Origin of the sequence: Sphingomonas gei, assembly GCF_004792685.1 — a bacterium.
Taxonomy (GTDB): domain Bacteria; phylum Pseudomonadota; class Alphaproteobacteria; order Sphingomonadales; family Sphingomonadaceae; genus Sphingomonas; species Sphingomonas gei.
This window is the reverse complement of sequence record NZ_SRXT01000003.1, coordinates 409,046-432,931: the sequence shown is the minus strand read 5'-3', so window position 1 is coordinate 432,931 and position 23,886 is coordinate 409,046. Positions and strand designations below refer to the sequence as shown.

Annotated in this window: 21 protein-coding genes; 10 read left to right on the top strand and 11 right to left on the bottom strand. The window is 66.0% G+C overall.

Annotated features, from left to right (window positions below; translation table 11 throughout):
- Nucleotides 1–53 precede the first annotated feature (53 nt).
- Nucleotides 54–473: a nuclear transport factor 2 family protein gene (locus tag E5A73_RS09070; RefSeq protein WP_135963489.1), complete on the bottom strand. Its 420-nt coding sequence runs from the start codon at nucleotides 471–473 to the stop codon at nucleotides 54–56.
- 149 nt (nucleotides 474–622) lie between these two features.
- Between E5A73_RS09070 and E5A73_RS09065 the strand changes: the two genes are divergently transcribed.
- Complete coding sequence (locus E5A73_RS09065) at nucleotides 623–991, top strand: winged helix-turn-helix transcriptional regulator (RefSeq protein WP_135963488.1); 369 nt, start codon at nucleotides 623–625, stop codon at nucleotides 989–991.
- Between the two features lie 439 nt (nucleotides 992–1,430).
- On the opposite strand, the gene E5A73_RS09060 is transcribed toward E5A73_RS09065, so the two are convergent.
- From E5A73_RS09060 to E5A73_RS09050, 3 genes are read right to left on the bottom strand one after another with little or no spacing between them, the layout of a single operon-like run.
- Complete coding sequence (locus E5A73_RS09060) at nucleotides 1,431–1,793, bottom strand: hypothetical protein (RefSeq protein WP_135963650.1); 363 nt, start codon at nucleotides 1,791–1,793, stop codon at nucleotides 1,431–1,433.
- Between the two features lie 47 nt (nucleotides 1,794–1,840).
- The gene (locus tag E5A73_RS09055) at nucleotides 1,841–2,299 is read right to left on the bottom strand and encodes a GspMb/PilO family protein (RefSeq protein ID WP_135963487.1); all 459 of its coding nucleotides are present in this window, start codon (nucleotides 2,297–2,299) and stop codon (nucleotides 1,841–1,843) included.
- Entirely contained in the window at nucleotides 2,296–2,847 is a 552-nt protein-coding gene (locus E5A73_RS09050) for a hypothetical protein (RefSeq protein ID WP_135963486.1), read from the bottom strand. The genes E5A73_RS09055 and E5A73_RS09050 overlap by 4 nt, the downstream gene beginning before the upstream one ends.
- Nucleotides 2,848–3,010: 163 nt before the next feature.
- Here E5A73_RS09050 and E5A73_RS09045 point away from each other — a divergent pair, with 163 nt between their 5' ends.
- Together E5A73_RS09045 and E5A73_RS21900 are read left to right on the top strand one after the other, a co-directional pair.
- Complete coding sequence (locus E5A73_RS09045) at nucleotides 3,011–5,494, top strand: PhoX family protein (protein ID WP_135963485.1); 2,484 nt, start codon at nucleotides 3,011–3,013, stop codon at nucleotides 5,492–5,494.
- Nucleotides 5,495–5,952: 458 nt separating this feature from the next.
- Nucleotides 5,953–6,948 carry a HupA family protein gene (locus E5A73_RS21900; RefSeq protein WP_168355848.1) on the top strand — a complete coding sequence of 332 codons (996 nt, stop codon included), beginning with the start codon at nucleotides 5,953–5,955 and terminating at the stop codon, nucleotides 6,946–6,948.
- A gap of 33 nt (nucleotides 6,949–6,981) precedes the next feature.
- Here E5A73_RS21900 and E5A73_RS09035 read toward each other — a convergent pair whose 3' ends face one another.
- From E5A73_RS09035 to E5A73_RS09025, 3 genes are all read right to left on the bottom strand, one after another.
- A complete protein-coding gene (locus tag E5A73_RS09035) occupies nucleotides 6,982–7,431 on the bottom strand; it encodes a YaiI/YqxD family protein (RefSeq protein ID WP_135963483.1) in 450 nt (149 codons plus the stop codon).
- A 2-nt stretch (nucleotides 7,432–7,433) separates the two neighbouring features.
- Nucleotides 7,434–9,194, bottom strand: coding sequence for a DEAD/DEAH box helicase (locus E5A73_RS09030; protein ID WP_135963482.1), 1,761 nt, complete (start codon nucleotides 9,192–9,194; stop codon nucleotides 7,434–7,436).
- A gap of 81 nt (nucleotides 9,195–9,275) precedes the next feature.
- The gene (locus E5A73_RS09025) at nucleotides 9,276–10,436 is read right to left on the bottom strand and encodes a BaiN/RdsA family NAD(P)/FAD-dependent oxidoreductase (protein ID WP_135963481.1); all 1,161 of its coding nucleotides are present in this window, start codon (nucleotides 10,434–10,436) and stop codon (nucleotides 9,276–9,278) included.
- A 164-nt stretch (nucleotides 10,437–10,600) separates the two neighbouring features.
- On the opposite strand from E5A73_RS09025, the gene E5A73_RS09020 reads away from it, so the two are divergent.
- From E5A73_RS09020 to E5A73_RS09010, 3 genes are all read left to right on the top strand, one after another.
- On the top strand, nucleotides 10,601–11,215 hold the full coding sequence (locus E5A73_RS09020) for a hypothetical protein (protein ID WP_240700102.1): 615 nt from the start codon (nucleotides 10,601–10,603) through the stop codon (nucleotides 11,213–11,215).
- 127 nt (nucleotides 11,216–11,342) lie between these two features.
- Nucleotides 11,343–11,648 (top strand): hypothetical protein, encoded by a 306-nt coding sequence (locus tag E5A73_RS09015; RefSeq protein ID WP_135963480.1) that lies wholly within the window; start codon nucleotides 11,343–11,345, stop codon nucleotides 11,646–11,648.
- A gap of 73 nt (nucleotides 11,649–11,721) precedes the next feature.
- Entirely contained in the window at nucleotides 11,722–12,384 is a 663-nt protein-coding gene (locus tag E5A73_RS09010; RefSeq protein ID WP_135963479.1) for a hypothetical protein, read from the top strand.
- Between the two features lie 248 nt (nucleotides 12,385–12,632).
- Here the strand turns inward: E5A73_RS09010 and E5A73_RS09005 are convergent, their stop codons facing one another.
- The 3 genes from E5A73_RS09005 to E5A73_RS08995 all read right to left on the bottom strand — a co-directional run bounded on the left by E5A73_RS09005 (nucleotide 12,633) and on the right by E5A73_RS08995 (nucleotide 15,792).
- Entirely contained in the window at nucleotides 12,633–12,992 is a 360-nt protein-coding gene (locus E5A73_RS09005) for a hypothetical protein (RefSeq protein WP_135963478.1), read from the bottom strand.
- A 74-nt stretch (nucleotides 12,993–13,066) separates the two neighbouring features.
- Nucleotides 13,067–14,374: an amidohydrolase family protein gene (locus E5A73_RS09000; protein ID WP_135963648.1), complete on the bottom strand. Its 1,308-nt coding sequence runs from the start codon at nucleotides 14,372–14,374 to the stop codon at nucleotides 13,067–13,069.
- A complete protein-coding gene (locus E5A73_RS08995; protein WP_135963477.1) occupies nucleotides 14,374–15,792 on the bottom strand; it encodes an amidohydrolase in 1,419 nt (472 codons plus the stop codon). The genes E5A73_RS09000 and E5A73_RS08995 overlap by 1 nt, the downstream gene beginning before the upstream one ends.
- 259 nt (nucleotides 15,793–16,051) lie before the next feature.
- Here E5A73_RS08995 and E5A73_RS08990 point away from each other — a divergent pair, with 259 nt between their 5' ends.
- From E5A73_RS08990 to E5A73_RS08975, 4 genes are all read left to right on the top strand, one after another.
- A complete protein-coding gene (locus E5A73_RS08990) occupies nucleotides 16,052–18,709 on the top strand; it encodes a PAS domain-containing sensor histidine kinase (RefSeq protein WP_135963476.1) in 2,658 nt (885 codons plus the stop codon).
- Between the two features lies 1 nt (nucleotide 18,710).
- A complete protein-coding gene (locus tag E5A73_RS08985; protein WP_135963475.1) occupies nucleotides 18,711–19,325 on the top strand; it encodes a response regulator transcription factor in 615 nt (204 codons plus the stop codon).
- A 315-nt stretch (nucleotides 19,326–19,640) separates the two neighbouring features.
- Nucleotides 19,641–21,467: a methyl-accepting chemotaxis protein gene (locus tag E5A73_RS08980; protein ID WP_240700101.1), complete on the top strand. Its 1,827-nt coding sequence runs from the start codon at nucleotides 19,641–19,643 to the stop codon at nucleotides 21,465–21,467.
- A 136-nt stretch (nucleotides 21,468–21,603) separates the two neighbouring features.
- Entirely contained in the window at nucleotides 21,604–23,028 is a 1,425-nt protein-coding gene (locus E5A73_RS08975; protein ID WP_240700100.1) for a methyl-accepting chemotaxis protein, read from the top strand.
- A 54-nt stretch (nucleotides 23,029–23,082) separates the two neighbouring features.
- Here E5A73_RS08975 and E5A73_RS08970 read toward each other — a convergent pair whose 3' ends face one another.
- Nucleotides 23,083–23,778 carry an aspartate/glutamate racemase family protein gene (locus E5A73_RS08970; RefSeq protein WP_135963472.1) on the bottom strand — a complete coding sequence of 232 codons (696 nt, stop codon included), beginning with the start codon at nucleotides 23,776–23,778 and terminating at the stop codon, nucleotides 23,083–23,085.
- Between the last annotated feature and the right edge of the window lie 108 nt (nucleotides 23,779–23,886).

Sequence of the window (23,886 nt, the reverse complement as noted above, 5' to 3'; positions counted from 1 at the left end):
CCGTCAGCGCTGAGACTGCTACCGCCCAATAGCGGACGCCTCTCGCCATCGCATCAGCCGGCGCCCAGCTGATGGAGCAGTACGGAAGATGCGTTGTAACAATGAAAGGACGCGATCTTCCCGTCTTTGATCTGGAACACATCACAGCAAGGCACATCTATGGCCTTGCCAGTGGCAGCAAGAATGCCGGACGGGAGCGGCAGATCACCGCTGTGTTTCGCGCGGATTGCAAGTTCGACTATGACGACCTGGCCAGCGACGTATACGCTGAAAAGCTCTCGATGAACGTCCGGAAACGCAGCCGTGACCATTTCGAGATAATCGCTAATCTCTTTCCCTCGAAGTTCGAGTCCGGCGGGAATGTCACGCATGTATCCGTCCCGGGCGAAGTGGGACACGAACTCGTCGAAGTTCCTTCGATCTCCTTCTGCGCACGCATAAAGATTTCTGATCAGGGCTTCATTTTCTTGCATGGAAGATCCTTTGTTCAGGCAATTGCAGGGACCGGCCTATGAGCCGCGCGCCGGCCAGGCCTCGAACGAGGTCCTGGGCGGCTGCTCGGATATGGACGCATGGTTTCTTTAAGGGTAGAACCTACCTAAAGGTAAGTGTGAGAAATTTGATGAGCTATGCCCGGGTTTGCGGTCTGGATGCCTCACTCGCAGTCGTAGGTGGCAAGTGGAAGCCGCTGATCCTTTTTCATCTTGAAGGTGAGCCGAAGCGCTTCGGGGAGATCAAGAAACTGGTTGTTGGCATTAGTGAAAAGGTCTTGATCCAGCAGCTTCGTGAGCTCGTGGCGTTCGGGGTGCTTACCAGGCGTGACCACCATCAGATGCCACCGATGGTGGATTACACATTGACGGCCTTCGGCAATACGCTCGCCAGGGCGCTCATGCCGCTCTGCGAGTGGGGTACGGAGCACAGGCAGCAGATCGAGAAAGTTATACGCGCTGGAAACGCCGCCGCAGCCGCAAGCTCGTCAGCCGATTGACGACTTTCGGCGTCATGGAACGGGCCGAGGGCGCGGCGTCGGCGCCCGAAGGCAGCCGGACCGCTAACCACCGAGAAGCCGCCGTCTCGTCTGCCTTGCAATGTAGGATTTGCTCAGCTTATCTCAGGCTGTCGGAAGTCCGGCCGCTCTTTCCCATCGTCGCATACCAGCTTCATGCTTTCACTCGAAGCGCCGCCGTGACGCGTCGGGGTCGCGTCGCCGCCACGCAGACGGTGCATGCCTGCCGCGTCCCCGCCGCGCGGACGCCGCGTAGGTGGCGCGTCGCTGCCGCGTACAAGGCGCAAAGCTGGCGCGTCGCAGGCGGTTCGCCTCCGCTTTCCGCCAAAAACCCTGAAAACGAGTCAACCAAGTCAACCAGTCAACCAGTCAACCAAAGGCTATCCACCACGCCCGCCCCCACGATCGGCGAACCCTCCGCCTAACCCGCCGGCAGCGGCACCCGGACGCGCTGCGCGCCGCGGGTGAAGAACGCCGCGTCGATCGCCAGGCTGGCGAGTTGCCAGCCGTCGACGCTTTCGCCGATCTGCAGCGCGCGAGTGGCTCCGTCGGCGGTGCGCACCAGCGCCACCGCGTCCGCGCCGAGCCTGCCGACCACCCCGACCAGCTCAGGCGCGTCGCCAGGCGCAGCGTCTTCGGCTTGCGCCGGCGCGCCGAACAGCGACCGCTCATACGCCGCGGCGAGCGGCGGCGACGCCGCAGGTGCAGCCAGCGGCATCGACCGTGGCACGGGGCCCGCCCCCTCGTCAGGTCCGCCAAGCGGCACCAGCAGGACGAGCGGCATCAGCACGGCAAAACCCCCGCCAAGGCCCAACGCGGCGCGGCGCGCGCTCACTGGACGGCCACCGCTTCGGCGGCGAGCCGCACGCCCCCCGCCACCGGTTCGATCGACCAGCGGCGGAAGCGCATCAGCGGCTGCTCGCGCTCGAACGCATCGGCCAATGCGAACACTGCCTTCTCCGCCCCCGATACGCGCACGCGCAGCACGACCAGGCCTTGCGGCGCTTCCATTCCACTGGTCTCCTCCACCAGCACCCCGCCCGCTTTGGCCAGTCGCTGGAGCCGCGCCATCATCGCCGCGCGCCCCGCCGCCGCGTCGGGTGCGCCGAGCGCCACGCCGGCAGCGGCAAGCGGCGTACGGCGTTCGGGCTGCGCCGCGGCCAGCGCGAGCTGCGACCGGGCGGTGCGCGCCGCCGCGAGCTCGCCCAGCGCGGTGCCGGTCGCCGGGGCGAGCAGCGCGAGCACGAGCAACCCCGCCCCCGTGCCGAGCGCAAGCGGCGGCACCCTCATGGCGCCGTTCCCGCGAAGGTGACGATCATCTTGGCATCCGCCTGCCGCTGGCCGGTGTTGCGCAGTCGCGCAAAGGCCGGCGCACGGCGCAGCGCCGCACGCAGCTTGTCGGGGTCCGGCACTTCGACTTCGATCTCGAGCAGGCCCTGCGCAGTGCGCCCCGCGCGAACCAGCGCCGCATCGGGCGGAAGCACGCGCGCCAGGGCCTCGATCGTGGCGCCCAGCGGAGGGCGACCCAGCAACGCCGCGATCTGCCCGCGCGCCTCGACTGCATTCCGCGCCGCCTTGATGCGCGGCGATGCCTCGTCCGCAAGGCGCGCCGCGGCGATGCGCTGCCGGGCGGTCAACAGCGTCGCCCCGCCGATCGTCAGCAGCGGGCCGGCGGCAATCAGCACCGCGACCAGCGCCGCGATGCCCGCGTCCGGCCGGGTCGCGCCGGGCGGATTCGCATTGCCCCGCGGCCCGCGCTTCACCAACGCGGCGAGGCGGTGCGCGAGGCTCGGCTCCGGCGCGGCAGGTTCACCATCGAAGTTGGGATGCTCTGTCACGCCCGCCGATTAGCCGCTGCCCGCGCCGCGTGCAAAGGCGTCACAATCGCGACCGTGAAGTGTCATCGTGTCGCAACCCCAATAGCATCACGCCGTAAAGCGCCCCTTCCAAAGGCAGTGCGAGCCGGGTCGCGAGTGACTCGGATTCCCTGGGGGATTTTGCATGAACGACCTGACGCCCGCGGCCTTCGGCTATACCGATGGCGACGTAGACACCAACAACAGCGCCAACGTCACGCTCAACGAGCTGGCGGCGCAGCGTATCTCGCGCCGGCAGACGCTGCGCGGCGGCTCGGCGATCGTCGCCGCGACGCTCGGCGCGTCGGTGCTCAGCGCCTGCGACAGCGATGACGACGGCTTCAATCCGCCGATCGTGACCGGTCCGGTGACCAGCCTGACGACCGCTTCGGGCCGCACGGTGGCGCTGACCGGCACCGCCGACGCCAATGGCAACCAGAGCTGGGTTCAGGTCTCGGGCCCGGTGGTGACGCTGACCGGCGCCACCTCTGCCAATGCCAGCTTCCTCGCGCCTTCGGTTTCGACCGCGACGCAGTTCGTCTTCCGCTATGTGACCGGTAACGGCAATGCGACCAGTCAGGCGGACACCAATGTGACCGTGAACCCCGCACAATTGGGCTTCACCGCGGTCGCCAAGAACAAGCTCGACGTCGTCAGCGTGCCGACCGGCTACAAGGTCCAGGTGGTCAACCGCACCGGCGACCCGATCGCCGCTGCGGTCCCTGCCTACAAGAATGACGGCACCGACACCAATTTTGCCCAGCGCATCGGCGATCATGGCGACGCGCTTTATTGGTACGGCCTCGCCGCGACCGGCACCGCGCGCGACGCGACCAGTTCGACCCGCGGTCTGCTCGTCCAGAATCACGAGAACATCAACATCCAGTATCTCCACCCGGCCGGCCCGACCAACGCCCCCGCCGGCCCGCGCCCCGAGGCCGAGGCGATCAAGGAGATCGAGTGCCACGGCGTTAGCATCACCGAAGTGTCCGAAGGTACCGGTCGCGCCTGGACCGTCCTTCAGACGGGCGCGCTCAACCGCCGCATCACCCCGAACACGCCGGTCGTGTTCAACGGACCGGTCAAGGGTTCGGACCTGCTCAAGACGGTGTTCTCGGCGGACGGCACCACCGGCCGCGGCACGATCAACAATTGCGCCAACGGCACGACGCCCTGGGGCACCGCGATCACCTGCGAAGAGAATTGGGCCGGCTATTTCCGCCGCGCCAGCACCGATGTCGCCGGCCGCACCGCCAAGGAGATCACCGCGCTCACTCGCTATGGCGTCACCAACGGCAGCACCAACCCGGTCGGCAATTTCGGCTGGGCGACGGTGACGCCGGCAGATGCCAGCAGCACCGTGTTCAAGCGCTGGGACGCACGCGTCACCGGCGCTTCGGCCACCGCCGACTTCCGCAACGAACCCAACCAGATGGGCTGGGTGGTCGAGATCGATCCGTATGACGCCAGCAAGGCCCCGCGCAAGCGCACCGCGCTCGGCCGCCTCGGCCATGAGGGCTGCTGGCCGGGCGCGTTCGTCGTCGGCAAGAAGCCGGCCTGGTACATGGGCGACGATTCGCGCCGCGAATATCTCTACAAGTTCGTCTCGGCCACTGCCTGGGTGGCTGCCGACGCGACTGCCGCCGACCGCCTGGCGATCGGCGACAAATATCTCGACAGCGGCACGCTCTACGTCGCGAAGTTCGCTGCCGACGGCAGCGGCACCTGGCTGCCTCTGGTGTTCGGCCAGAACGGCATCACCGCAGCGGCCACCTATCCCTTCGCCGACCAGGCCGACGTGCTGGTCCATGCCCGCCTCGCCGCGGACGTGGTCGGCGCGACGCCGATGGACCGCCCCGAATGGACCGCGGTCAATCCGGTGACCGGCGAGGTCTACCTCACCCTCACCAACAACAACGCCGCCGGGCGGCCGCTTGCCGGCACCGACGCCGCCAACCCGCGCCACTATAACGATCCGACCGGCGCGGCGGCGACTGCCCAGTTCGGCAACCCCAACGGCCACATCATTCGCCTCAAGGAAACCGGCGACACCACCGAGGCGACCGCCTTCACCTGGGACATCTATCTGTTCGGTGCCGGCGCCGATCTCGACGCCGCCAACATCAATGTCTCGGGCCTCACCGCCGATCAGGACTTCTCCAGCCCCGACGGACTCTATTTCAGCCGCCCGACCAATGCCGCTGGCCAGGTGAAGCCGCTGCTGTGGATCGAGACCGACGACGGCGCCTATACCGACGTGACCAACTGCATGCTGCTCGCGGCGCAGCCCGGCACCGTCGGCGATGGCGGCGCGCGGACGATCACCAACACGGGAACGGGCGGCGTCACTGCCACCCAGGCAACCCGCGTCGGCGCCGCGCCGACCGCGGCGACGCTCAAGCGCTTCCTCGTCGGCCCGGTCGAGTGCGAGATCACCGGCATCGACTCCACTCCGGACGGCCGCACGATCTTTGTGGGCATCCAGCATCCCGGCGAGGGCGGCACTCCCGCCGCCCCGTCCAGCCACTGGCCCGACAGCCAGGCCACCGGCACCGCAGGAGCAACCGTCCGGCCGCGCTCGGCAGTGGCCGTGATCACCAAGAATGACGGCGGTGTCGTCGGCCTCTGAGGCTGAGCACCGCACGAAAAATAGGGAGGCCGTCGAAAGCCGGCCTCCCATTTTTTGGGTGGAACGGGCAGGTGCTCTCCTTCCTCTTCCTGAGGGAGAGATAACGCAGCTTGCTGCCTAGCGGAGCCAAATGAGGGGTTCTGGACTATCGAGTGCGCAGGTCCCCTCACCCGCTCCGACTAGGTTGAGAAGTCATGTTCCCGATCGTCATCCCCCCGAACCCAATCTTCGTCATCCCCGCTAAAGCGGCGACCCATCTCCGAGCTTTCTAAAGTTACGACGGCCGTATTTGCGCCGCGGCGGTGATGGATCCTCGCTTTCGCGGGATGGGAGGCAAAAGGCATCCCTGTTTTCAATCGGTTACGCGCCACGCTTGAAGCGCGGCAACGGGTGCGGCAACAGGGGCGCCGGTGGGGTATTATATGCGCAAATCTGTTTTGCTTCTCGTTTCGTGCTCGATGCTCGCAAGCTGCGGTGGGGGCGGCGGCTCAGGCGGGGGGAGCGTCGTGGTCAATCCCGCGCCTACGCCCACGCCCGGCCCAATTCCCACTCCGACGCCTACGCCTACGCCCGGTCCGGGCACGCTGAACACCGGCGAGGTCAAGCCGGCGGCGGATGCCACCTTCATCGCAGCGACCATGGAACTGGTCACGACCGGCGGCGCCAGCCAGACCAACGGCGTGATCACGGGCGGAGCGACGAACAGCCGATTGACGACGCTCGACACGCCGCAGTTCAGCGGGAGCTACAACAACGGCTATCGCCTCGCGGATGCGATCAACAGCGTGCAATTCTGGCCCGAGCACCTGACCCGCGACGACACGAGCCCGAACGGGAACGGCACGGTGCTGTTCACCAAGATCACAGGGGAAATTCACGACTATCTCGCGCTCTATCAGCAGACTACTTACAGTTCTTCGAGCAAGGGCAGCGGATATACAATGGCGCGCTACGGCGGGAGCGCGGGTTGGCAACACACCATCGTCGAAGGATCGGCGCGCCGTAGCCGCCTGAACTATCTGGCATATGGCACCGCGACCGCACCCGGCGCGATGCCGCGATCGGGCGTAGTCAAGTTCTCGCTTCTGGGATCGGGCAATTACGCGACGGACACCGATCTATGGTTCCTGTCGAGTGGCACCTCCAACTTCCTGACGGTCGATTTCGGCACCGGCGTCGTTTCGGGACAGCTCGGTCTGGGCGGCCAGAATTTCTACAAGAACGTGGTCGGCGGCATCGGCTATATCCGCATCGAGGGCAGCCTATCCGGCAATTCGATGACAGGCGCGCTAGCCGATTCCAGCCTCGGGGCGTACAGTGGTATCCCCGGGCAGTTTCGCCTGATGTTCGTCGGGCCCAGCGCCAACGAAGTTGTGCTGACCTATGTCGTGAACAGCGGCACCCAGGCCGCCGTCGGCGCGGCAGTTGGTGTGATCGATCCCTATGCGCTCTAGGTTGAGCTCCGCGATCCCGAATCGCAGGGGCCCTTAAGCCCCCCGCTTGACCGCCACCACCGCCGCATCGAGCGCCTGCAAAAACCGCGAGCGGTCCACCGCCGCGAACGGCTTGGGGCCGCCGAGCTGGTCGCCGCCGGCACGCAGGTCGGCCATGATCGCGCGGGTGGCGATGGCGCCGCCGATCGAGCTGGTGGTGAAGGGCTTGCCGGTGGGCGAGAGGGCGCCGGCGCCGGCCTTCAGAGCGCGGTCGGCCAGCAGGATGTCGGCAGTGATCACGATCGCGCCGGGGGCCGATTGCTCGGCGATCCAGTCGTCGGCGGCGTCGAAGCCGTCGCTCACCACCACGCGGCTGAGCAATGGGTGCACCGGTACGCGCAGGCGCTGGTTGCTGACCACGATTACGGGGACCTCATGACGGTAGGCGACCTTGTAGATCTCCTCCTTGACCGGGCAGGCGTCGCCGTCGACGAGGATCCGCACGCTCACCGCTGCGGCGGACCCTTGCGCTGATAGGGCTTGGCCTTGTGCGGCCCGGAGGGGGGCCGGCTGGGGTCGCGGCGCTGCGGCGGACGGCCTTCGCCCGAGGGACGCGGGCCGCTATGGTGCGAGGGGCGGCCACCGCCGCCGGCACCCTGCGGGGGCGGACCGTCCCGCGACGGCTCGATGCGGACGTCCTCGTCGCCTTCGGTGGTGCGCGCGACGGCGGCGGCGAACTTGGCCGCGATGGCGCTCGGCACCTGGAAGAAGGTCTCGTTGGGGCCGATGCGGATCGCGCCGATCTCGTTCTTGGTGATGTGGCCGCGGCGGCAGATCAGCGGCAGCACCCAGCGCGGATCGGCGTTCTGCCGACGCCCGATGTCCATGTGGAACCAGGCGATGTCGTCGAAGCCGGGGCGGTGGCGCTCCTGCTGCGCAGCCTGGCGCCCGGCGGACGACTGGTCGATCATCTCCTCGGGCTGCGGCATCGCGGCGCGGTGGGCATGGACCAAGGCGGCGGCGATTTCCTGCGGCGACTTCTCGGCGAGCAGGCGCTCGGCGAGCGCGGCATCCTCGTCGTCGGTCTCGACGGGGGCGAGCAAGGCGGCGAGGAGGCGTTCGCGATCATTGGCGCGGATCGTCTCGGGAGTCGGCGCGTCGATCCATTCGGCTTCGATGCGCGCGCCGCGCAGCATCATCTCGACTCGGCGGCGGCGCGGATAGGGGACGAGGAGGACGGCGGTGCCCTTCTTGCCGGCTCGGCCGGTGCGGCCCGAACGGTGCTGGAGTGCCTCGGCGTCACGCGGCAGCTCGACATGGATGACGAGGCTGAGGGTGGGGAGATCGATCCCGCGCGCGGCGACGTCGGTGGCGACGCAGACCCGGGCGCGGCGATCGCGAAGGGCCTGCAATGCGTGGTTGCGCTCGGACTGGCTGTGCTCGCCCGACAGCGCGACCGCGGAGAAGCCGCGCTCGACCAGGGTGGCGTGGAGATGGCGGACATTGTCGCGCGTCGCGCAGAACAGCATCGCGGTCTCGGCCTCGTGGAAGCGGAGCAGGTTGATGCAGGCATGCTCGATGTCCGAGGGGGAGATCGTCACGCACTGATAGGCGATGTCGCCATGGCCGCGATCCTCGCCGACAGTCGAGATGCGCAGCGCGTCCTTCTGGTAGCGGCGGGCGAGTGCGACGATCGGCTTGGGCATCGTCGCCGAGAAGAGCAAAGTGCGGCGCTCGTTGGGGGTGGCGTCGAGGATGTGCTCGAGATCGTCGCGGAAGCCCATGTCGAGCATCTCGTCGGCTTCGTCGAGCACGGCGGCGCGAAGGGCGGAGAGGTCGAGCGCGCCGCGTTCGAGATGGTCGCGCAGCCGCCCGGGGGTGCCGACGACGATGTGCGCGCCGTGGCTGAGCTGGCGACGCTCCTTCGACGCGTCCATCCCGCCGACGCAGGTGGCGATGCGCGCGCCGGTCTGGCCGAACAGCCACATCAACTCGCGGCTGACCTGGAGCGCAAGCTCGCGGGTGGGGGCGATGATCAGGGCAAGCGGGGCGCGGGCGGGGACGACGCGGCCGTCCCCCCCGAGCAGGTCGCCGGCCATGGCGAGGCCGAAGGCGACGGTCTTGCCCGAGCCGGTCTGCGCCGAGACGACGAGGTCGCGGCCCAGCGCTTCGGGCTCGAGCACGGCGGCCTGGACGGGAGTGGGCGCGGCATAGCCACGCGTGGCGAGCGCTTCGCTGAGAAGCGCGGGGAGGTTCTGGAATTCCATGAACCCGCGCACATGGGGGCACGGAGGCCGAAGGGCAAGGAAATTCGGGGGTTGCGGGGGAAGTGCGGAGGCCTGGAGTGGCTACAGCGCCTGCGCGGCGGCCCAGCCGCTGGCCCAGGCCCATTGGAAATTATAGCCGCCGAGCCAGCCGGTGACGTCGACCGCTTCGCCGATCGCATAGAGGCCCGGGACCTTCCGGGCTTCCATCGTCTGCGACGAGAGATCGGCGGTGCTGATCCCGCCGATCGTGACTTCGGCCTTGGCGAAGCCTTCGCTGCCATTGGGCAGGAACGGCCAGGCGGCGAGACGGCGCTCGGCGTCGTCGAGCTTGCGGTCGGCAAGATTGGCGAGCTCGGCGATGAGGCCGAGCTGCTCGGCGAGCGTCTCGGCGAGGCGATCGGGGAGAGTGTCCGCCAGGGCTTTGCGGAGCGTGGTGCGCGGGCGGGTGCGCTTGGTCTCGACCAGCCAGCCGGGAGTGCGGGCGGGGAGGAAGTCGATATGGATCGGCTCGCCGTGGCGCCAATAGCTCGACACCTGGAGGATCGCCGGCCCCGAGAGTCCGCGATGGGTGAACAAGGCGGCTTCGGGGAAGGCGGCCTTGCCGGCGCGGGCGACCACGTTGGTGGAAACGCCGGAGAGCTCGCGGAACAATGCCTGGTCGGGCGGCAGCGTGAGCGGGACGAGCGCGGGACGCGGCTCGACCACCTTGAGCCCAAAGCGGCGGGCGAAGTCATAGGCGAAGCCGGTGGCGCCCATCTTGGGGATGGAAGTGCCGCCGGTGGCGATGACCAGCGCGGGGGCCTCGTCCTTGCCGACTCGGAAGCGGCCGTCGGCATGGGTGACTTCGCCGATGCTGCGGCCGGTGCGGATCTCGACCTGGCCGCGGGCGCATTCGTCGAGCAGCATGTCGACGATCTGGCGCGCCGAGCCGTCGCAGAACAATTGGCCGAGCGTCTTTTCGTGCCAGGCGATGTGGTGGCGCTCGACCAGGTCGAGGAAATCCTGCGCGGTGTAGCGGCGGAGCGCCGACTTGGCGAAATGCGGGTTGGCCGAGAGATAGCGGTCGGGCGCGGTGTGGATATTGGTGAAGTTGCAGCGGCCGCCGCCCGAGATCAGGATCTTCTTGCCGACGTCGCTGGCGTGATCGAGCAGCAGCACGCGGCGCCCGCGCTGGCCGGCGATCGCGGCGCACATCAGGCCGGCGGCGCCGGCGCCGAGGATGATGGCGTCATATTGAGGCATTCGCGGGCGTTAGACGCGGGGGCGGAGTTCGTCACCCCCGATGGCGACGCCCCGAATGTCCGACTCGACACGGCAGAGGAGATGCGTTCAATCGGTTGCGGAGCGTTCCCCGTCGCATTGCGTTCGTCGCCGACGATCGGGCTCGCCGTGGAGACAGGTGCCGAATGTTTGATCCAGTTCCCGCCAGGTTTCGGGCGAATGTCCGCCCATTATTGCTAGCAGGCGCCTTCGCGGGATCGCTGGTGGGCGCGCATGCTTCCGCACAGGATTATCCTGCGCGGGATATCGGCTCCTGGACGGTGGCGGCCAGCAAGGACCGAAGCGGCTGCTTCCTGAGCCGAACCTATCCGGGGAATGGCGGAACCACTCTCCTGCTCGGTCTCGATGTGGATGGCGGCAATCGTCTGTCGGTGCTCAACGACAATTGGTCGATCAAGCCGAGGGACCGGCGGAAACTGACCTTCAAGCTTACCAGTGGCGGCTATCCAAACCATGCGGTGATCGGGATGGCGACGGATGGCAAAAGGGGTTTCGTCACGAACTTCGACGGGGAATTTCCGCAGCATTTCGCCGGGTCCAAGGCGCTGCACATCTATCGCGGCGATGTACCGGTCGAGCAATTGGACCTCGACGGGAGCGGCGCGGCGGTCGCGGAGCTGCGAAATTGCGTTGGCATTCACATGGCGGCGCCCGCCGCGCGTGCAGGCCAAGCGAGGCGCTCGGCCCGGATACCCAAGGACCCGTTCGCGCCCGATGCGAAGCGCAAATCGCGGGACTAAAGGGCTGATCGCTGCCTGCGGCGATCCATTGAACCGAGAAGATGCACAGCCGAACAGAATCGGATTGTTGGAACTCCGGCGCTGAGCTTGGGTTGTCCAGCTTGGTTAATTGTTGAAAGAAAAATATATGTCGCCAGTGATTAAGCTTATCCCCGCAGTCGTGATCCTGATCGGCGCGGCGGGCCTGGGGGGCTGTGCATCCAAGTCCTTCGTGCGCGAGCAGATCGCACCCGTCAGCCAGCGAGTCGATGCGCTCGAATCGCGGCTGCAGGAAACCGACGGCACGGCCAAGGCCGCATTGGCGGAGGCGCAGGCCGCTTCGGGCCAGGCGCAGCAGCATGGCCAACGCCTCGACCAGCTCAACGGTCGGGTGGACGGCGTGGAACAGCGGCTGCAGGCGCAGGAAAATCGCGGAAAGCGGCCGCGCAACTGATCTACGAAGCTGAAATCCCGATTTCTCTGCGCCCATCGGGTGCGGCGACCGTGTCTGGTGAGCGCTTGAATCGATGATCAATGTCATTCTGGCGCTTGCCGGGCTCGCGAGCGCAGCGGCAGCCGACGACGATCGGCCGGCAGGCCCGGCGTTGACGAAGCTTGAGCGCGGCGATTCTACGGCGACCGTGCTAGTTGCCGACTGGATCGCCGCGTCGGGGGACAATCACGCGCTTCCCTATATCATCGTCGACAAGGCGAACGCGTCGCTCGTCCTGTTCGACGCGAAGGGAAAGCGGCTGGGTGAGGCGCCGGTGCTCATTGGCGTCGCGGTCGGGGATGACGCCAGCCCCGGCGTCGGCAGCAAGAACCTCGCCGAGATCGGCCCCGCGGAAAAAACGACGCCCGCCGGGCGCTTCCTCGCGAAGTTCGGGCTGGCGGCGGGGAAGGAAAAGGTGCTCTGGGTCGATTATGCCACGTCGGTGGCGCTTCACCCCATCCCCCCGGGGGCGAAAGCGAGGGAGCGACGGCGCCAGCGGATGCTCTCGCCTGCCCCCGACGACAACCGCATTACCTTCGGCTGCATCAATGTGCCCGCGGCCCTTTACAGCAGGACCGTGCGTCCGCTGTTTCAGCGGAAGGGCGGCTATGTCTATGTGTTGCCCGACACGAAGCCGCTCGAAGTGGTTTTTCCACGCTTGCGGGTTCGAGCGCTTACAAGCGGCGGCACATACTGACAGTGTCGGTCCCGACCGAACACAATGTACCTCTGGACCGGATCTTTGTGAATTCCGCATGGCTCCCGCGCGGCACGGCACATGCGCGATATTGTGACCCTAGTGTGACTTTCCGTCTGCGAGATGCGCGCGCGGCGGCGCGATCGCCCTCGTCTTGATTGCGAGTGGCTTACAACTGGAGACTGACCCTAAGCCTCTGCGGCGCAAAGACTCAGTCTGCTCATCCCCCGCAACGAAAGAAGGGATACTCACCGATCCGTCCGGCTGACGATGTTCGCGGTGCCGTCCGGCGTGATGCTGATCATGTGCGCGGTCTTGTTCGAGCAATTGGCGCGCCACAGCGGCTTGCCGTCGCGATCGGGCAGGCGCTCGGACGAGGTTACTCCCTGGCAGTCGATATCGGCGTCGAGCAGTGCGCGGATGAACACGACGTTGCGCTGGCGATCGCTCATCGCGATCACCGCGGCGGTCACGTTCTGCCCGCCCGCTGCATTGCCCGTCGCATTCGCCTCGTCGGCCACCGCGTTCGCGCCGCCCGCGTCGCCGCTCGATCCGCACCCGGCGAGCGCCAGCGCACCCAGCACCGACAGAATAATGCGATTGGTCATCTGCGTCTCTCCATTCGCCGCGGTCATGTCCGGGTAAAGCTGCGCCGCGCCGCGGGGTTCCGCAACGATTCGCGTCAGTGCTGATACGCCTTGGGCAGCGCGCCTTCCTTGGGATCCCAATAGCGCTCGCGCAGCCGGGTCTGGCGGCTGGTCATCGGCTGCTCGACGCCGTCGATGAAGACATTGGTCGCCGAGGTGCCGATCTCGAGCGGGTCGCCATCCCAGATCACCACATCGCCATGCCGACCGGGCTTGAGCGAGCCGAACTCGGCCGCCATCCCCAGCGCCTCGGCGGGGCGCGAGGTGATCGTCGCGAACGCCTCGCCCCAGCTCAGCCCGCTCGCACCTGGCAGTTTGCCGAGTGCGACGAGGTTGCCGGCATATTGCTTTTCCCAGCGCGCCTGGCGCGCCTCGTCCTGATTGATCGTGCCGATCCCGACCAGCACGCCCGCCGCCTTCATCCGGCCGATGTTCGACTGAGTCGCGGCCAACTGCTCGAAGCTCTCGGGCAAGTCGGCGATGGCCGAAGCGATCACCGGCACCCCCGCCGCGGCGATCTCGCGCGCGACGGTCCAGCCCTCGGTGGCCCCGACCAGCACCAGACGCAGCGCTGACACGTCCTTCTTGAGCGCCAGAATCGTCAATATGTCCGATCCGCGCTCGACATGGACGAGCAGCGGCACCCGCCCCTGCACCACCGGCACCAGCGCCTCGGCATCGGCCCGAGTGAGCAGCGCGTCCTTGCCGCGATCGGCGAAGCTCGCCGGGCTGCGGACATAGTCGCGAACCTCGAACAACGCGTTCTTGAGCATCGCAAAGGCGGCCGGGCGGCTACCGCCCGCGGCGCGCGCGCCCGCCTCGCCATATTCCATGAACTGGAAGGCGCGGGGCTTGGCGACGGGATCCATGTCGGCGCCCAGATCGATCACCGCCCCCTGCCCCGCAAAGATCGAGCCCTTGCTGTTGTCGGGCGCGACCACGGCGCGGGTGACGCCTTCGAGCCGGTTGACCGCGAGCGGGCTGCTCTTCGGGTTGACCGCTGGCGCCACGTCGAGCGCGGCATTGAACGGCGAGCTTCCCGCCGAGCTATCGTTGGTTCCTTCCACCGCGTCGATCTCGATGATGCCCATCCGCGTGAAACCGGCGAAGATACCCGGCGTGACCCAGCGCCCGCCGGCATCGATCACCCGCGCGCCAGCGGGGGCGGCGACTCCAGCGCCCGCAGCGACGACGCGGCCGTCACGGATCACGACGGTGCCGCCGTCGACCGGCCCGGTGCCGTCGCCAATCACGACCTTGGCGTTGGTGATCGCCACGGACTGCGCCGCGGCGGGGGCGGCAATCGCGAGCATCGCGCTCGCTGAAAGAAGCAGCGTCTTGATCACTTCACGTCCCCCTCGCCCGGCTGGCCAAGCTCGAAATCGGATACCGGCCGCAGCTTCGGATTGTTGGCGTCGTAGAGCAAAGCCCCGTCGACCCACACCATCTGCGGGCGGGTATAGACGCTGAACGGATTGCCGTTCCACAGCACGACATCGGCCATCTTGCCGGGCTTGAGGCTGCCGGTCCGGTCGGCGATGCCCAGCGCCTTGGCCGGGTTGATCGCCAGCCAGCGCCACGCCGCCGCCTCGGAGATGTCGAAGCCTGCCTTGCGCCCCGAGGCGCGCGCTTTGGCGACTTCCTGGTTGAGCCGCTGGATGCCGTTCTGGTCGTCCGAATGGATCATCGCGCACGCGCCTTCCTTCTCGAGGATGGCGAGGTTCTCGTTGACGGCGTCATAGGCTTCCATCTTGAAGCCGTACCAATCGGCCCAGACCGCGGCGCAGGTGTCGTTGGCCTTGAGCAGATCGGCGATCTTATAGGCTTCGACTGCGTGGTGAAACGCAGTCACGTGATAGCCGAACTCCTTGGCCATATCCATGACGACCGCCATCTCGTCGGCCCGGTAGCAATGGTTCTGGACGAGGATCTCGCCCTCCAGAACGCCGCGCAGCGTGTCCATCGCGAGATCGCGCGACGGCGCTTCGCCGCCCTTGTCCTCATATTTGTCCCAGCGGCGCTTATATTCCACTGCCTTGGCCCAGGTCTGGCGGTCGACGGCGATATTGCCCATCCGCGTCGCAGGCGCCCGGCCCTTGCCGCCATAGACTCGCTTGGGGTTCTCGCCGCACGCCATCTTGAGGCCGTACGGCGCGCCGGGAAACTTCATCGCCTGCATGGTGCGGGCATAGACGTTCTTGACCGTCACCGATCGCCCGCCGAACAGGTTCGCCGACCCGGGCAGGATCTGCAGCGTGGTCACGCCGCCATTGACGAGCGCGCGGCCGAAACCGGGATCCTGCGGCCAGACGCTGTGCTCGGCCCAGACCTCGGGCGTCACCGGCGACGTCATCTCGTTGCCGTCGGACAGCGCCTCCACGCCGGGCGAGGGATAATCGCCGAGATGGCTGTGGATATCGATCACCCCCGGGGTGACGTATTTGTTGCGCCCGTCGATCACCGTCACGCCGGCTCCGGGAGTCAGCCCCTGCCCGACCTCGACGATCTTGCCGTCGCGGAACAACACGGCGCCATTGTCGATTCGCCCGCCTTCGCCGTCGAGGATCGTGACGTTGGTCAGCAAGGTCGGCGCGCCGGGATAGGCCCGATAAGTCGACGGGAAGGGATCATGCGAATAGCCCTTGCCCTTTCCGGGTCCCGGTGCGGCGGCCTCGGAGGATGCGCTCCGCGCCCTCGGGGCATTCTCCGCACAACCCGCCAGCGCTAGCACGCTGGCGAGGATCAAGACCGGTCGAGACAAGCGTGATTCCTTCCCTGTTCGTTGCGCCTGCGCGCCGCGCCTTGATCGTGGCAAACACGAAATTAAGCAAGTATCCGCTTGTCCATTGAAATCTCATGGAAAAGTTAGACGCCCACGATAACTTGGCATAGTGGATGTACGGAGCTTTCCAGCGCGATTCATTCAGTGTTAAGGCGGGTCGCTTCGCTTACCCTGTACAGGGGCAGGTATTTTGCGAGTGAGTAACGGTTCCGGTGCGCCGGCAGAGTATCGGCCACCCATGGCCAAGAACGTCGCGACAGCCCTTGTCGCGCTTGCGGGACTGTGCAGCCTGCTTCCGTTGGCAGGATGGCTGTTCGATTTGCCGGTGCTCCGCGGCTTCGGGCTCGATCGAGCACCCGTCTGGCCGCTTACTGCGGTCGGCTTCCTTTTCCTTTCGCTCGGCTTCCTCGCCTCGATCGTCGGGAGGGACAGGACCGCGGCGGCGCTGTGGACGATACCCGTCGCGATTGCGCTAGTCTCACTTTCGCAGACCATCCTCGGCTTCGATCTCGGTGTCGACCGGCTGTTGTTCGGCACGCTGGTTTCCGCCCACGACGTAGTGCATCCCGGTCGGCCAGGGATGAATTCGGCAGCGGTGTTCCTGCTCCTCATAACAGCCAGCTACGGCGCGCGCGTGCGTCAATGGTCCGGCGAGACCAACAGCCTCTTCGTGGCGCTCACCCTCGCTTTCATCGGTGTCGCAGGGGTGTTGACGGCGTTCTCGGCGCCTGGAAGCGCCGCGGCCCGCTTGTTCGCGGTTTCGCTGCCGTCGACCATCGCGACGGTTGCGCTGACATTGGCCTATATCATTCTCCACAGCCGGCTGAAATCGGTCCGTCTGCTGATGCGCCGAAGCGGCGATTGGAGCACCATCCGCATCGTTTTGCCCGCCGCGGTGATATTGCCGATCGTTCCGTCGCTTCTCGAACAATTCGCCGACCGACACACCTCTCTCTCTCCTCTGGCAATCGACTCTCTGGTCACGCTCGCCAACATCCTGATCGTAGCGATCATCGCGTATTGGGCGGTGATTCGCGTTGCGCGCGGCCACGCCACGATGGTCGAATTGAGCGAGGCGCTCGAGCAGACCACGGTCGTCCTCACCAGTGATGCGGGCGAAATTCTCCATTGGTCGCGCGGCTGCGAACATCTCTACGGCTGGACCGCGGAGGAAGCGGTCGGGCACAACAAATATGAGCTGTTGCGCGCGCAATGCCGCCTCACGCAAGGGATGCGCGGTCGCCTCGAGGATGGCCAGGAATTGCTCGAGATCTGCCGCGATGGCCGCGAAATATCGATCCTCGAACGCACCCGGCGCGTCGAAAGTCCGGGACGACCATCGGTTGTCGTGCTCCACGTTGCCGATGTCACGCAAAGCGTCGCGGCGGTCGAGGCGTTGAAGGTGAGCGAGGAGCGGCTGGCGGTCGCCGCTTCGGCGCACGAGCTCGGAATTTTCGAATGGGATGTCCGTACCGGCAAACTCGAATGGTCGCCGGGCACCGAGCAGCGGCTCGGCCTTATTCCAGGCAAGATCAGCGATTTCGAGAAATGGCGCGCCGAGGTCGAGCCCGAGGACGTGCAACGCGTGCTAGAAACGATCGCCCGCACCGTGCGCGATCGCGCCGACAAGTTCAGCTACCGTTACCGTTTCCTGCAGCCCCAGGGGGGAATCCGCGCAGTGGAAGGCTCCGCGCGCGCGTTCTACGATGCCGAAGGCAATCTGATGCGCACCGTGGGGGTAATCCTCGACGTGACCGAGCGTGAGGAGCGCGAGGCCGCCCTGCGCCGGCGCGAGGCGCAGCTCCGTTCGATCCTCGAAACGGTGCCGGACGCAATGGTCGTGATCGACCAGAACGCCACGATCCTCCAGTTCAGCGCCGCCGCCGAAGCTTTGTGGGGCTATCGGGCCGCCGACGTGCTCGGCCGGCCGGCGACGATGCTCGTCCCGGAGGAGCGCCGCGTCAGCCACATGGACGCACTCAACCACTTCCTCGATACCGGCGACGGGATCATCGGCGAGGTCATGAAGGGGACGGCCGAGGCGGCGAATGGACGAAAGTTCCCCATCGAAATCCGCTCCGGCGTCGCCCGGAGCGACGGTCAAACTCTACTGACCTGCTTCATTCGCAACCTCTCGGAACAGCTCGCCACCGAGGAGCGGCTGAGCGAACTGAGTGCCGAGATCGCCCACGTATCGCGCCAGAGCGCAATGAGCGAACTCGCCGCCGATCTTGCGCATGAGCTCAATCAGCCGCTGAGCGCCACCTCCAACTTCCTCGCCGCCGCGCGGATGCTGATCGAGCGGGGCGAAGGCACCGACCGCATCGTCGACCTGCTGCGCATGGGTTCGGAACAGACGCAGCGAGCAGGTGAGATCATCCGCCGCATGCGAGCATTCATGGCGCGCGGCGAGGTCGAGATGCGCACCGAATCAGTCGAACGAACGGTCCGCGATGCAGTGGACCTCATTCTCGTCGGCACCGGCCAATTCCATATTCGCGTGAATTACGAGCTCGACCCTGAAGCTCCATTCATGTTCGCCGATCGAATTCAGGTACAGCAAGTAATGGTCAACCTCCTTCGCAACTCCATGGAGGCCTTGAGAACCTCCGGAACGCTCGAACGGGTCATCACCATTTCTTCGCATAAGTTGGACGCCGAGCTGATCGAGATGGTGATCAGCGATTCCGGGCCCGGAATTCCGCCTCAAGTGTTGGAGCATCTGTTCTCGCGCTTCACCACCACCAAAGGGAATGGAGGCGGAATGGGTATTGGTCTTTCGATCAGCAAGCGTATCATCGAAGCACATGGCGGGACATTGAGTGCCGAGAACCGGCCCGAGGGAGGAGCGAGTTTCCGCTTCACCTTGCCTGCCGTAGAGGAGGGTGGGGAATAGAATGAGCCGAACGATCTACATCGTGGACGATGACGATGCCGTCCGCGCGTCGCTCCACAGCCTGTTGTCCATCCGCCAGGATCTGATCGTCCGCGGCTTCCGATCGGGCGATGCCTTCCTTCAGGATGTCGGCGAACTCGATCCGGGCGTGCTGTTGCTCGATTTCCACATGCCCGGCGCCACTGGCCTCGATGTGCTGACCGCGCTCGATGACAGCCCGCGCTTCGTGCCGATCGTGCTCACCGGGCAGGGCAATGTCGGGCTGGCGGTGCAGGCGATGAAGGCCGGCGCGCTCGATTTCATCGAAAAGCCTTATGAGGCGGAGACTTTGCTCCAGTTGATCGACAACGCCTTTTCCCGCCTGGAGGAAGACAATGAGGCGGCGTCGCGCGTCAACGCGGCTGAGGCGAAGATCGCCAAGCTCAGCCCGCGCGAGACCGATGTCCTCAAGGGACTCATCGAAGGGCGATCGAACAAGATCATCGCTTATGAGCTCGATATCAGCCCGCGGACGGTGGAGATCTATCGGGCCAATCTGATGGAAAAGCTCGAGGTGCGCAGCTTGTCCGAAGCATTGCGCATTGCGTTTGCAGCGGGGTTGTTTCCAAAGAGTTGAGGCCGCTCTGCCCGCTAATGCGGGCCCGCGAGCTAACGGTCTGCCGATGGCGGCGAAAATTCGCCTCTGATTACGTACCCGGCATCCCGCGGTGCCCCTAGGCCGGGAAAATCCCGCAGAACCCTTGACGGCTGGGATGCTTGGTCACGCACAAATACCTAGCCGTCAGAGTAAGGTGTAAGCCACGCCCCGCGCGGCGCTCTGTCCTATAAGATACTGATATCATGTCGCAGGCGGTGAGCGCCGCTGTGCGCCCGACAGTAAAGGCATCTTATGGCAGACCTTCTCGCACGCATCAGAATTCCCGTGAAGATCATGGGGTTGTTGCTGATGCTCGGGCTGATCACGCTGGGCGTCGCGCTCTATGGATCGCGGTCGCTCATGAATGCCGACAATGCCTATGCGCTGCTTGTCGACAAGAAGCTGCCGATCACGACCAAGCTTGCCCGCGCCAACCGCTTCGGCACCCAGATGCTGTATGCGAGCTACCGGGTGATGGCTTATCCAGGCGGATCAGCCGCAGGCCGGGCTGCCGCCGACGACGAGCGCGCCGCTCACGAGAACGCGGTCAAGATATTCGACGAGATCAAGCAGATCGACCCGAGCATGGCCGCGGAGCTCGATGGTTATCGCGCCAAGTTCGACGAAATTCACAAGGGTGCCGAACAGGCAATCGCCCTTGGCTTACGCGATGAGAACGACGCGGCCCGCGCGATCCTCGCCGGTCTCGATGCCAAGCTCGATGTGACGATGCAGGAATTGGTCAGGGCTAACAACGAGGACGTAGCGGACGCGCAGGCCCTGTCCAACGACCTCACTGCGGCCGCCAAGGGCACGTCGACCAGCCTGTTGATCGTCAGCGTGGTCGCGATTGCGATCGCGATAGGCGTGGGCCTGCTCGTGTCGCGATTGGGCATCACAATGCCCATCGCCGATCTCCAGGCGCGGATGAAGACGCTGGCAGAAGGCGACAACGCGGCAGAAATCCCCGGCATCGTTCGTAACGACGAGATCGGTGCAATGGCCAAGGCGGTACTCGTGTTCCGCGAGGCGGCGGTCGACAAGCAGAATACCGACGCCGCCAAGAAGATCGCCGACGCCGAGCAGCAGCGCGTGGTCGAGATACTCGAGGCCAATTTGAGCAAGCTGGCGCAAGGCGACCTGACCAGCGAGATCGACGAGGCGTTTTCGCCCACCTATGAATCGGTCAAGGTCAACTTCAACGCAGCGGTGGGCGAGTTGCGCAGCCTGATCGGCACGGTGATGGAGAGTGCGCTGACGATCCGCACTGGTTCGGGCGAGATCGCCCAGGCCTCGGAAGACCTCGCGCGCCGCACCGAAGCCAATGCCGCCAGCCTCGAACAGACTTCGGCGGCGGTGACGCAGATGGACGGCCGCCTCAAGGCGACCGCGGCTTCGGCCGGCCGCACGGTCGAACGCGCCGACGGCGCCATTGCCACGGTTTCGGGTGGCCGCGCGGTCGCAGACGAAGCGGTCCAGGCGATGAGCCGCGTCGCCGACGGTGCCAAGGGCATCGACTCGGTCATTGAGGGGCTCGACAAGATCGCCTTCCAGACGCGCGTTCTCGCGATGAACGCCGCCGTCGAAGCTGGCCGCGCCGGCGAAGCGGGCCGTGGCTTCGCAGTCGTTGCGGACCTCGTCTCCGCACTCGCGATGCGCTCGGAAGAAGAAGCAGCGCGCGCACGCGATCAGCTCACCGCGACCCAGACTGACATCGTCTCGGCGGTGGGGATGGTCCAGAAGGTCGATCTCGCGCTGGCCGACATCTCTGGCGATGTGAGCGAGGTTCATGCGCTGCTCGCCCAGATGGCGACCGACAACCATGCCCAGTCGACCGCGATCACGCAGATCAGCGTCGCGATCGGGACGATGGACCAGTCGACCCAACAAAATGCCGCAATGGTCGAAGAGACTTCCGCTGCAGCGCGCAACCTCTCGGGTGAAGTCGCCGCGCTCAGCGAGCATGCGTCGAAGTTCAACGTCGGCAATGCCGCACGTCCGGCGGCGCGAACCGCCACGCAAGCCAAGCCGGCGACCAAGGCCGCTGGCTACGTCTCGCCGGTGCGGGCGCTGCCGGTGACGGCGATGGCGGGCGGCGGGGAAGACTGGGCGTCGTTCTGAAACTGATCGCTAGCAGAAATGGGGAGTCGCGACAGTAAATCGCCCGGCCGGCAAATGTGTCTCCACCATTTCCCCTATAATGGACAATACCTGTCTGCGATTTGCGCAAAGGGTGCCCCCTCGGGTCGCAAATTCGATGGGCGGCCAATCGGAGACGAACAACATGCACTGGTTTCAGGCGGTGGCGCCGATACGTCTCAAGCTCGTCATCGCATTCAATTCGCTGCTTGGAGCGATGGTCGCCATCGCGCTGGTCGCATTGATCGCACCGCTCATGATCGCGCTGCCGATCGTCGCAATCCTCATCACCGGCGCCGCGGTGCAGTGCGCGCGCTATCGCAAGGCGATCGCCGATCCCTATGTCTCGACCGTGGTCCGGATGGAGGGGCTCGCCGCTGGCGATCTGGCCGCGCCGATCCAATTCACTGACTATCAGGACTGTGTCGGCCGCATGACCAAGGCGATGCTGAGCTTCCGCGACGCTGCGGTGGTGCAGCAGCGCCTCGCGCAGGAGCAGGACGAAGCGGTCCAGCGGCTCGGCAGCCAACTCGAGCGGCTGAGTGAGGGTGACCTCACCGCCGAAATCGGCGAGGGCTTCCCCGACAGCTACGCCGTGCTCCGCACCAATTACAATGCGGCGCTGGGATCGCTGCGGGGGCTCATCGGGTCGGTGACCGAAAGCGCCTCGGCGATTCACACCGGCTCGGGCGAAATCGCGCAGGCTTCAGAGGATTTAGCGCGGCGCACCGAAACAAACGCCGCCAGCCTCGAACAGACCGCCGCTGCGGTTACCCAGATGGACCAGCGCCTCAAGGCGACTGCGCAAGCCGCCAACCGCACGGTCGGCCGCGCCGACGGTGCCATCGCCACCGTCTCGGGCGGGCGCTCGATCGCTGACGAGGCAGTACAGGCGATGACTCGCGTCGCGGATTCGGCGAAGGGAATCGACAGCGTCATCGAAGGTCTCGACAAGATCGCGTTCCAGACTCGCGTTCTCGCAATGAACGCTGCGGTCGAGGCCGGCCGCGCAGGCGAAGCGGGCCGCGGCTTCGCAGTCGTCGCCGATCTCGTCTCGGCGCTTGCCATGCGCGCCGAAGAAGAAGCGGGTCGCGCCCGCGACCAGCTCACCGCCACCCAGACCGACATCGTCGCCGCAGTGGAGATGGTGCAAAAGGTCGACGGCGCGCTGGCCGACATTTCGGGCGACGTCGGCGAGGTCCATGCCCTGCTCGGCGGGATCGCCGCCGACAATGAGGCCCAGTCGACCGCGATCACGCAGATCAGCGTCGCGATCGGCACGATGGATCAGGCCACGCAGCAAAATGCCGCGATGGTCGAGCAGACATCCGCTGCCGCGCGCAGCCTGTCGGGCGAAGTCGCCGCGCTGGGGGAGCAGGCAGCGAGGTTCAACATTGGCAGCGAGGGCGGATCGGCGCGCCCGCGCCCGTCCGCCCGCCCCGCCAGGGCTGCAACCAAGTCCGCAGGCTATGTTTCGCCGGTCAAGGCGCTTCCCGCCGCCGCAAAGGCAGGCGCGGGCTCGGACGCCTGGGCTTCATTCTAAGCGCGCGGCGCGCCGAAGGGCGTCGCCGCACTGCGGCGACCCGGAAGCTGCCGTTCAGCCAGCCAGCGCTGCCTCGATCGCCGCTGCCGCATGGATCGCCGTCGTGTCAAAAACGGGAACCGGACTGTCTTGGGGGCCAATCAGCAGCATGATTTCGGTGCATCCGAGGATCACCGCCTCTGCACCAGCCTCGACCATGCGCGCGATTATGTCTCGATAAGCTTCCCGCGAAGCCGGAACGATTCTCCCAGCGACCAGCTCCTCATAGATTACACGATGAACCGTCGCGCGATCCGCTTCGCTGGGAACGATGACGCTCAGGCCGTGCTGCTTGGCCAATCGCCCCTTGTAAAAGTCATGTTCCATCGTGAACGCCGTGCCGAGCAGTCCGACCTTTCGAAAGCCAGCCGACTTGATGCGCTCGGCAGTGGGGTCAGCGATGTGAAGCAGCGGCACCTTCACCGCCGCCTGAACCGCGGGTGCCATTCGATGCATGGTGTTGGTGCAGATCAACAGCACGTCGGCGCCGCCGGCCTCGAGCCGCTGCGCGGCGTCCACGATGCGAGCGGTCAGGCGGTCCCAGTCACCTTGATGCTGTAGCGCCTCGATCTCTGCAAAATTGAACGACCAGAGCAGGCAGGAAGCCGATGCCGTTGGGCCGAGTCGGTCCCGAACGCCTTGATTGAGGATACGGTAATATTCGGCCGAGCTTTCCCAGCTCATTCCCCCAATCAAGCCGATCGTTCGCATCGTGCCCCCGTGTATCGCTTCCGCACCTTCCTACCGCGATGCTCGGCGACGCGGAATAGCTGCTCATCGGCCATGATCCGAAAACGGTCGGCGTACTAACCACCATTC